Origin of the sequence: Enterococcus avium ATCC 14025 (assembly GCF_000406965.1) — a bacterium.
In the GTDB taxonomy this organism is placed as follows: Bacteria; Bacillota; Bacilli; order Lactobacillales; family Enterococcaceae; genus Enterococcus_A; species Enterococcus_A avium.
The window spans coordinates 326,927-335,699 of sequence record NZ_KE136363.1; the positions used below are offsets into that span (position 1 = coordinate 326,927).

The 8,773-nt window shown below is 37.3% G+C and carries 10 protein-coding genes; 6 read left to right on the forward strand and 4 right to left on the reverse strand.

All coding sequences use genetic code 11. The features are described 5' to 3' along the window. Positions 1 to 169 precede the first annotated feature (169 nt). Together OMU_RS11820 and OMU_RS11825 are read right to left on the reverse strand one after the other, a co-directional pair. Complete coding sequence (locus tag OMU_RS11820) at positions 170 to 739, reverse strand: glycerol-3-phosphate responsive antiterminator (RefSeq protein WP_016180141.1); 570 nt, start codon at positions 737 to 739, stop codon at positions 170 to 172. 140 nt (positions 740 to 879) lie between these two features. Beyond that, complete coding sequence (locus tag OMU_RS11825; protein ID WP_016180142.1) at positions 880 to 1,854, reverse strand: polyprenyl synthetase family protein; 975 nt, start codon at positions 1,852 to 1,854, stop codon at positions 880 to 882. A gap of 180 nt (positions 1,855 to 2,034) precedes the next feature. Here OMU_RS11825 and OMU_RS11830 point away from each other — a divergent pair, with 180 nt between their 5' ends. Then, positions 2,035 to 2,937, forward strand: a complete 903-nt coding sequence (locus tag OMU_RS11830) for a prenyltransferase (RefSeq protein ID WP_016180143.1) — start codon at positions 2,035 to 2,037, stop codon at positions 2,935 to 2,937. Between the two features lie 176 nt (positions 2,938 to 3,113). Beyond that, on the forward strand, positions 3,114 to 4,322 hold the full coding sequence (locus OMU_RS11835; RefSeq protein ID WP_016180144.1) for an NAD(P)/FAD-dependent oxidoreductase: 1,209 nt from the start codon (positions 3,114 to 3,116) through the stop codon (positions 4,320 to 4,322). A 65-nt stretch (positions 4,323 to 4,387) separates the two neighbouring features. Here OMU_RS11835 and trpS read toward each other — a convergent pair whose 3' ends face one another. Beyond that, a complete protein-coding gene (gene trpS, locus OMU_RS11840) occupies positions 4,388 to 5,398 on the reverse strand; it encodes a tryptophan--tRNA ligase (protein ID WP_034877150.1) in 1,011 nt (336 codons plus the stop codon). Between the two features lie 260 nt (positions 5,399 to 5,658). On the opposite strand from trpS, the gene OMU_RS11845 reads away from it, so the two are divergent. The 4 genes from OMU_RS11845 to OMU_RS11860 are packed head-to-tail and all read left to right on the forward strand — an operon-like array spanning position 5,659 to position 8,555. Beyond that, positions 5,659 to 6,396, forward strand: a complete 738-nt coding sequence (locus OMU_RS11845) for an amino acid ABC transporter ATP-binding protein (RefSeq protein WP_016180146.1) — start codon at positions 5,659 to 5,661, stop codon at positions 6,394 to 6,396. A gap of 10 nt (positions 6,397 to 6,406) precedes the next feature. Continuing rightward, the gene (locus OMU_RS11850) at positions 6,407 to 7,240 is read left to right on the forward strand and encodes a transporter substrate-binding domain-containing protein (RefSeq protein WP_016180147.1); all 834 of its coding nucleotides are present in this window, start codon (positions 6,407 to 6,409) and stop codon (positions 7,238 to 7,240) included. After that, positions 7,240 to 7,884 (forward strand): amino acid ABC transporter permease, encoded by a 645-nt coding sequence (locus OMU_RS11855; RefSeq protein WP_016180148.1) that lies wholly within the window; start codon positions 7,240 to 7,242, stop codon positions 7,882 to 7,884. Before OMU_RS11850 ends, OMU_RS11855 begins: the two co-directional genes overlap by 1 nt. Before the next feature lie 20 nt (positions 7,885 to 7,904). Next, complete coding sequence (locus OMU_RS11860) at positions 7,905 to 8,555, forward strand: amino acid ABC transporter permease (protein ID WP_016180149.1); 651 nt, start codon at positions 7,905 to 7,907, stop codon at positions 8,553 to 8,555. A 91-nt stretch (positions 8,556 to 8,646) separates the two neighbouring features. On the opposite strand, the gene OMU_RS22890 is transcribed toward OMU_RS11860, so the two are convergent. Next, a partial coding sequence (locus tag OMU_RS22890) for an ISL3 family transposase (RefSeq protein ID WP_002347139.1) occupies positions 8,647 to 8,773 on the reverse strand: 127 nt, incomplete at its 5' end.

The following is an 8,773-nucleotide window of genomic DNA, read 5'->3' on the forward strand; positions in this document are numbered from 1 at the left end:
TCCCAATAATAGAGTCAACAGCTCCCGTTATATCTCCTCCAACGCGCATGAAAAAAGAGTATAGGGAACAAACGCCAATGTTTGTTGACGTTTGCCGCTATACTCTTTTTATCTCTAGCAGTTATTAACTTATCTGTATTATAACACCTTTAGAAAAAATCAACAATCGTTAAATTGACCAAATTGCACTTGCTGTTGTTGATACAGCGAGGCTTCCTGCACCTAAAGCTCCCATAATATCTTCTTTGTCTCGAATCAAGCCACCGACAATCAATGGTTTTTTTGAATGATGAACGAGCTGTCTAATAATTTTTGGAGAGACATTGGGAAGAACCTCTACTAAATCTGCTTCAGTGTATTTCAGTTGTCGTTCCACATTCTCTAAAGCAGAAGAATCTAGTAAAAAAAAACGCTGAATAGCTAATAATTGATGCTTTTTAGCATGACGAATGATTGCTGGTTTTGTTGAAATGATTCCATCAAATGAGGTAGCTTTTTTTATATAGTCAATGGCTTTTTCATCTGAAGACAGCCCTTTGACTAAATCAGCATGAAGGATCGCGGCTTTCTTACTCGTTTTGATTTTTTGAGAGAGTTCAGCTAACTCCATCAAGTGCGATTGAAGGATAAAAATAACCTCAGCTTCAGACTTCAGCGCAGCTTCGAGTTCTTGTTCATTTTTTGCGGCTGCTATTACTGGTGAGAGTTCCAATTTTTTATAAAGTTCATGAGTGTTCATATATCGTAGCTCCTTATGCTTTCTCCGTTTTCATTTTACCATGAGAAAAAAGGAAGAGATAGCTCTCTTTATACGACCTATAAGAAAAAGCTCTCGAATTAAGAGCTTTGAACCGTTTATTCAGAAAAGACAGCAAATTTTTAATAGGTTCTTTCTAATAATTGCATAGAAACATGTCTTAGAACCTCTTTGCTTTTGGTATCGGGTAATTCATGTATTTCCGCTAACGCCTTTTTCGTTAGTTTCTGAGCAAAATCAAGTGAGCCAGCTATTCCGCCGAAACTTTCTACATAATAAGCCAATTGTATCAAATCATTACGTGATAATGTTTCAGGCTTTTCTAGGAAAGGTCGAATAACAGTAGGCTGACTATCTCGAGCAATCAATAAAGGTAAAGTAAAAATACCTTGTTGTACATCAGTTAAAATAGGTTTTTGGTTATTTCCTAATACTAAGGAAAAATTCAAAATGTCGTCATAAACTTGAAAGGCTAAACCAATAGCCGATCCTATCCGTTTTGATCGAGCCTGTAAGATTTTATCAGCGCCACCAAAATAGGCGCCTTCATGACAACTAAGACGAATAAGTTCAGCCGTTTTCCCATTGATGTTCCGTAAATAATCGTTGACAGTTTGATCGGGATTAAATGTACAAGTCATCTGTGTCAATTCGCCCCGAAGAACTTTTTTCATTGCTTGAGCGTTTTTCAATAGAAAAGGAGTATGACTCATACATTCGGCGAGTAATTCAAAGTAACTAGTATACATAAAATCTCCAGTGTAAACAGCGACGTCTTTTCCAAAGCGTGTTTGGATCGAGGGCATTCCTCGACGTGTAGGAGAGTCATCAATAATATCATCATGGACAAGCGTAGCAGAATGCAGCAATTCAAGCGAAGCTGCGACTTTTATTAATTGTTCGTAGTCTTTTTTTTCTCCAAAATCAGCGAAAAGAAAGAAGAGTGCCGGACGAATCATTTTTCCTCCTGTAGAAGAAAATTTTGTGATGGCCTCTTCAATCGATTTATTATTAATAACAAGTCTTTGTGAGATCAATTTCTTAACTTGAATTAGATTTTCCTGTATTTTGGGATATTCATTCCAATAATCTAGCATGGGAACTCCTTCTTACAACGTTTTCATTTATATTTTAGCGCATAGCGCTATTAATGACTACTAGAATGCTTAATGAATGTTTATTGAAAGGACACGTATGATTGACAAGCAAATCTTTTGAAGAAAAAGTATAAAAATAGCATAATAAATACGAAAAGAAATTTAAGAAAGTTGGGTGAAATGAATTTAACCGTTTTCTTGGAACTCGTGGAATTTAAAGCGAAAACCGCGAGTGTCCTGCCTTTTTTTATTGGGATTTGTTTTAGCCTGTATAATTTTCACAAACTTCATTTAGGTTTAGTCCTGTTGTATTTTATCGCGATGTTCATTTTTAATATGGCTGTCGATATTCTGGATAATTACAATGACTATCACCATGCGACGGAAATTCACGACTATCGAGAAAAAACCAATATCATTGGAAGAGAGAATTTAGATTTAACAATTGTTTTCCGAATGATGATTGGAATGATCATTGTTTCGGCACTGATTGGAATCGGTTTGTCTTTCTTAGTCGGATGGCCTTTTTTATTGATGGGGTTATTTTGCTATGGGGTTGGAATTTTTTACTCGTCTGGTCCAAGACCATTATCCAGTCTGCCATTAGGTGAAGTTTTTTCTGGTTTAACAATGGGGTTTATGATTACACTTTTGTGTGTCTATCTGAATACGTATGAAGTATTTCAGTGGAACTTTACTAATTTAGGTGGAGTTTTTCTGATTTCGTTACCAAATACGTTGTGGATTGCAAATTTAATGTTGGCAAACAATATCTGTGATTTAGAAGAAGACGAAAAGAACAATCGCTTTACTTTGGTTCATTATTTAGGAAAGCAACAGGCACTTCATTTATTTGTAGGGATGAATGTCATCGCTTTTCTAGCTATTCTTATTTCGGTGTTAATTGAAGTTGCACCATGGTCTATGCTGGGTACCTTTATAGCCGCACCGTTTATTAACAAACAGGTTCAAATATTTCTTACAAAGCAAGTTAAGCGTGAAACGTTCATTTGCGCAGTTAGAATCTTAGCAGTTGGGGCTGCTACACAAATGATTAGCTTTGCATTGACGTTTCTATTTTAAAAAGAGATCAATTTAATTTTGTCAGTTCGAATATTTACGTCAGAAAAATTTGAACTGACACACGAGCTAGCTCAAGAATAGACGATGCGAAGTATAGATTGATATACAGGATTCGAATCGGACTAATTTTTTTCTGAGAAATAATTTATTAAAGACGAATAAGGAGGAAACAAAAAATGAAAGAAATCGCTATATTAGGCGCGGGTTACGCAGGATTGCGGGCTTTGCATGTATTACAAAAATCTGGAGCAGATATCCATATTTCTTTAGTTGATCGGAATGATTATCACTATGAGTCAACAAGTCTCCATGAAGTTGCAGCTGGTACGCAACCAGATGAAAAAATTTGCTATAGTATAAAAGATGTGGTCAATCCCAATAAAACAACTTTTATTCAAGATACAGTAGAAAAAATTGATGCGGATCAAAAAAAAGTTTACTTAGAAAATCAAACGCTGAATTACGACTACTTGATTGTAGCTCTAGGGTTTCAATCTGAATCGTTTGGCATCCCTGGTGTAAAGGAAAACTCCCTTGAAATGGTAGATGTGAAAACTGCTGATCAAGTTCATAAACATATTCTAGAACAAATGAAGAATTATAAAGAAACTCAAAATGAAGAATATTTACGAATCGTTGTTTGCGGCGCGGGCTTTACAGGAATTGAACTGGTCGGAGCATTAGTTGAAGGTAGTAAAAATTTCGCAGATATAGCTGGTGTCAAACCTAGTGACATCCAAATTTATTGCGTAGAAGCCGTTGATAAGATTTTGCCAATGTTTAGTGATAAGTTGGGGCAGTACTGTTTAAAATATCTAGATAAATGGGATGTTAAATTATTGACTGGTAAACCTATCAGAAAGGTTGAACCAGGCGCAGTTATTTATCAAAATTCAAGAGACGATGAAAATGATCTTGTTGCACTTAAAGCCAAAACGATTATTTGGACGACTGGAGTTAGCGGAAGTCATGTAGTAGGAGATTCGGGCTTCGAGGAACGCCGCGGCCGTGTGATGGTCAAGCCAAATTTAACTGATCCAAATCACGATGACGTCTATTTACTGGGAGATGTCTCAGCAGTGATGGATCCAGCAAGTAACCGACCTTATCCAACGACTGCACAAATTGCGTTGAAAATGGGTTCATACGCTGGCAAGGATATTTTGAATCAACTAAAAGGTGAGCCAAGTAAGCCATTTTCATTCAAATCATTAGGGTCTGTCGCGTCGATTGGGAACACACATGCCTTTGGGGTCGTGGGTAGCACAGAAGTAACAGCTTATCCTGCATCATTTATCAAAAAAGCGATTATGGATCGCTCGCTATTTGAAACAGGCGGTGTTAAAGAAGTAATGGCGAAAGGTCGTTTTGATTTCTATCATTAAACCGAAAAACAAGAAATGAATCGTATAAAAAAGCACTCGAAATTTTAATCCGAGTGCTTTTCATATTAGCCAAAATAATTGATGCCCATCGCTCGCTTCACTTCAGCCAAAGTTTCAGCAGCAACAGCTTGTGCCTTTTCGCTACCTTCTTTCAACATTTGCATGATCGCATCTGGATCTTTAGCAAACTCCTCCCGACGTGCGCGAATCGGTCCGAATTCAGCTTCTAAGACATCTATTAAATAACGTTTGATTTTAACGTCGCCAAGTCCACCGCGACGGTAGTTTTCTTTAAGCTCAGCAATTTTTTCTTTGTCCTTACCGAAAACATCTAAGTAGGTGAAAACCATATTGCCTTCAACTTGGCCTGGATCTTCCACATGAATGTGATTTGGATCGGTATACATACTCATAACTTTTTTTGCTAGAACATCAGCAGAATCGGCTAAGTAAATACCGTTGCCCAACGATTTACTCATTTTGCCATTTCCGTCAATACCTGGTAAACGCCCTTGACCTTTTTCTGGAAAAACGCCTTTTGGTTCGACAAGTACATCGCCGTAAGTATGATTGAAACTTTGAACAATTTCTTGTGTTTGCTCCAACATAGGTTTTTGATCTTCGCCTACTGGAACAAGATTTGCTTTAAACGCTGTAATATCTGACGCTTGAGATACAGGATAAATGAAGAAACCTGTAGGAACGCTTTCTCCAAATTTCTTTTGCTCGATTTCTGATTTAACTGTTGGGTTACGCCGAACACGTCCGACGCTCACTAAGTTTAAATAGTACATCGTCAGTTCTGCTAATTCAGGAATTTGCGATTGAATAAAGAGAGTGGAGCGTTTAGGGTCCAAACCTACTGCCATGTAATCAAGCGCAACCTGTAAAACATTAGAGGAAACTTTTTCAGGGTTCTTCGCATTATCAGTCAAAGCTTGCATATCAGCTATCATAATAAATAGCTCGTTTTCAGGGTCTTCTTGCATTCGTACACGATTTTTCAACGAGCCAACATAGTGGCCTAAATGTAATTGTCCAGTTGGACGATCTCCAGTCAAAATGGTATTTTTCATTAACTCACCTTTTCGTAAAAATTCTTTCAATAGTCTCTTCAAATACTACCTTTTTTTTTCAAACATGACAACTCATATCACTATTTTTTATCCTAATCAAAACCTTATTGATGTTAATAAACGTTACATGAAAGTGGAAAATATTGAAATATTTTTTTCGAACATTGAGTTTTTTTCTTTACAAAGTAAAAAAACTTAGCTTATAATTAAGCTCACATTGGAAAAATTAGAGAACGATAAGGAAAATGAGGTGGTAAGACATGCCAATGGTTGAATTTAAGCATGTGGAAAAATACTATGGGAAGTTTCATGCCTTAAAAAAGATTAACTTGTCCTTTGAAAAGGGCGAAGTCGTCGTGGTGATCGGACCATCTGGATCAGGAAAGAGCACAATGCTTCGATGCATTAATGGACTAGAAGATATTTCTTCTGGAGAGTTGCTCGTAAATAATAAGAATCTCCATAGTAAAGAAGTAAAATTAAAAGATATTCGGAAAAACATTGGAATGGTTTTTCAACATTTTAATCTCTATCCTAATAAAACCGCGTTAGAAAATATTACGTTAGCGCCAATCAAAGTCTTAAAGCAGTCGCCAGAGGAAGCAACAAAGGCTGCTGAGAAACTGTTAGATAGAGTGGATATGTTAGATAAGAAGGATTCATATCCTTCCATGTTATCTGGAGGACAGCAACAACGGATCGCCATCGCCCGTGGTTTAGCGATGAATCCCGACTTGCTGCTTTTTGATGAGCCAACATCGGCACTCGATCCAGAGATGATTGGTGACGTGCTGAATGTTATGAAGAAAATTGCTCGCGATGGCATGTCAATGATCGTCGTAACTCATGAAATGGGATTTGCTAAAGAAGTAGCGGATCGGATCATTTTCATGGCAGACGGCGAAGTCTTAGAAGATACACGGGATGTCAAAGGGTTCTTTGAAAAACCACAAGAGGTCCGAGCACAACAATTTGTTAGCAAAGTAATTAATCATTAGGAGGCAGTTTATGTCGAAGTTAAAAAGAATGTTCTCCTTACTATTTCTTCCATTGCTGCTTGTAATAGTGTTGTCAGGATGTAAAGGAGAAAGCGTCGCAAATGAAAATATCGCGACGCGAATCAAAGATGAACCAACGATCACGTGGGGCGTGAAGTACGACACACGTTTGTTCGGCATGATGGACATAAAAACGCGAAAAGTTGAAGGCTTTGACATAGATATAGCTAAAGCGATCACGAAAGAAATTCTTGGCAAGGACGGCAAGGCTGAATTTGTTGAAGTGACTTCGAAGACGCGGATTCCATTACTTAAAAATGGGAACATCGATGCAATTATCGCTACCATGACAATTACGGAAGATCGTAAAAAAGAAGTTGATTTTTCAGACATCTATTTTGATGCAGGGCAATCTTTGTTGGTAAAAAAAGGAAGTCACATTAAAAACATCAAAGATCTAACAGCTAAAGATACGGTATTGGCAGTAAAAGGATCGACTTCAACCATAAACATTCGCAAACATGCACCAGAGGCCAAAATTCTTGAATTAGAAAACTATGCGGAAGCATTTACCGCTTTGCAATCTGGGCAAGGTCAGGCGATGACAACAGATAATGCAATCTTACTAGGGATGGCATCAGAAAATGATCATTATGAATTGACTGGTGGCACATTCACGAATGAACCATATGGGATTGCTATCAATAAAGGGCAAGATGAGTTCTTAAAAGAAGTTAATCAAGCACTTCATAAAATGCATGATAATGGTACGTACAATAAAATTTTCGAAAAATGGTTCCCTAAAGATGCAGATGGTCGTGCGAAAAAGGGGGCGCAGTTCTAATGACACAATTATTTCAAACATTTTCAGCTGATTTTGTCAGTGGATTTAAGTATACAATCTATGCAAGTTTATTGGCGCTAGTTTTTAGTCTAATTATTGGAACGATAATGGCAATCCTGCAATTGTCTCATAATCGGATTATTCGGAGTCTAGCAAAGGCTTATGTCGCGTTTTTCCGAAATATTCCTTTGCTGATCATCGTGATGTTCTTTTACGTTGTAGCACCGATGTATTTTTATAGCTTTGATGGTTTTCAAGCAGGAACAATCGGTTTAACGATTTATACCTCGGCATTTATAGCGGAGACAGTCCGTTCTGGCATCCAAACAGTTCCAAAGGGGCAGATGGAGGCAGGACTCTCTTCAGGTTTTTCTTATTCTGAAACAATGCGTTACATTGTTTTGCCGCAAGCGTTTAAAATTGTGGTGCCACCATTAGGAAATCAATTTATCAATTTAATCAAAAATTCTTCAATTTTGGCAATGGTTGCTGGGTTAGATTTAATGTATCAAGGCGATTTGATTGCCAGTACGACTTTTAATACGTTTGATACGTACATTATCGTTGGTCTGTTTTATTTAGTTTTAACACTGCCATTGTCTTATCTGATGAACTATTTAGATAAGCATTGGTCAAATGCCTAAAAAGGAAGGGGTAAAAAATAATGAGTGATGCTTTTTCATGGATTAATTTACGATTCCTTTTGGATGGGCTGTGGGTGACGATTCAAGTTTCAGTTGTTTCGATTATTTTTAGTATGATACTTGGGGGAATCGCTGGAACTGTTCGTTACAGTAACATTCCGATACTTTCAAAGGTTGTAGGCATAATCGTTGATATTATTCGTAATTTACCATTATTACTAATCATCTTTTTCACGTATTTTGCCTTACCACAAATTGGAATCAAACTGAATATTTTCTGGGCAGCGGTTGCTGCACTGACCATTTTTGAATCAGCGATGTTATCTGAAATTTTCCGTGCCGGATTAAATGCTGTTCCGTCTGGACAAACAGAAGCGGGAATGTCATCTGGTTTAACTTATGTCCAAACCTTGACCATGATAGTTATGCCGCAAGCCTTCAAATCCATGTTGCCGGCTATTTTGAGTCAGTTGATTTCTCTAATTAAAGACACATCGTTGGCTGTGATTATTTCACTGCCAGAGCTGACTCATAATGCGAAAATCATTTATGGACAGAATACCAATTACGTCATACCGATGTTCATTGCTATGACAGCTATGTATTTTGTTGTTTGCTATTTATTATCAGTGGTTTCAAATCTGTTAGAAACAAGTAAATATAACTATTAAAAAAGGGCTCTTCGTCAAATCGTGTTGGTGAAGACAAATTTGAATAAAACTTAGTCCGATATGCGGCGCGTTCTGTGCGCCGCATATTTTTTTAGTTTTCAAAGATCAGACCTTGTTGTAAATAGATCCGTGCCCGAAAGTTATAAAAGTTGCGATAACCAAACGCAATTCGTTTAATCAGCTTGATCTTGTTATTCAGCCCCTCCGTGACACCGTTT

Bases quoted from the DNA above. Each gene is read 5' to 3' on its own strand.
- OMU_RS11845 (WP_016180146.1), top strand. From the start codon at position 5,659: ATGCCAATGGTTGAATTTAAGCATGTGGAAAAATACTATGGGAAGTTT.
- OMU_RS11820 (WP_016180141.1), bottom strand. From the start codon at position 739: ATGAACACTCATGAACTTTATAAAAAATTGGAACTCTCACCAGTAATA.
- OMU_RS11860 (WP_016180149.1), top strand. From the start codon at position 7,905: ATGAGTGATGCTTTTTCATGGATTAATTTACGATTCCTTTTGGATGGG.
- OMU_RS11825 (WP_016180142.1), bottom strand. From the start codon at position 1,854: ATGCTAGATTATTGGAATGAATATCCCAAAATACAGGAAAATCTAATT.
- OMU_RS11850 (WP_016180147.1), top strand. From the start codon at position 6,407: ATGTCGAAGTTAAAAAGAATGTTCTCCTTACTATTTCTTCCATTGCTG.
- trpS (WP_034877150.1), bottom strand. From the start codon at position 5,398: ATGAAAAATACCATTTTGACTGGAGATCGTCCAACTGGACAATTACAT.
- OMU_RS11855 (WP_016180148.1), top strand. From the start codon at position 7,240: ATGACACAATTATTTCAAACATTTTCAGCTGATTTTGTCAGTGGATTT.
- OMU_RS11835 (WP_016180144.1), top strand. From the start codon at position 3,114: ATGAAAGAAATCGCTATATTAGGCGCGGGTTACGCAGGATTGCGGGCT.
- OMU_RS11830 (WP_016180143.1), top strand. From the start codon at position 2,035: ATGAATTTAACCGTTTTCTTGGAACTCGTGGAATTTAAAGCGAAAACC.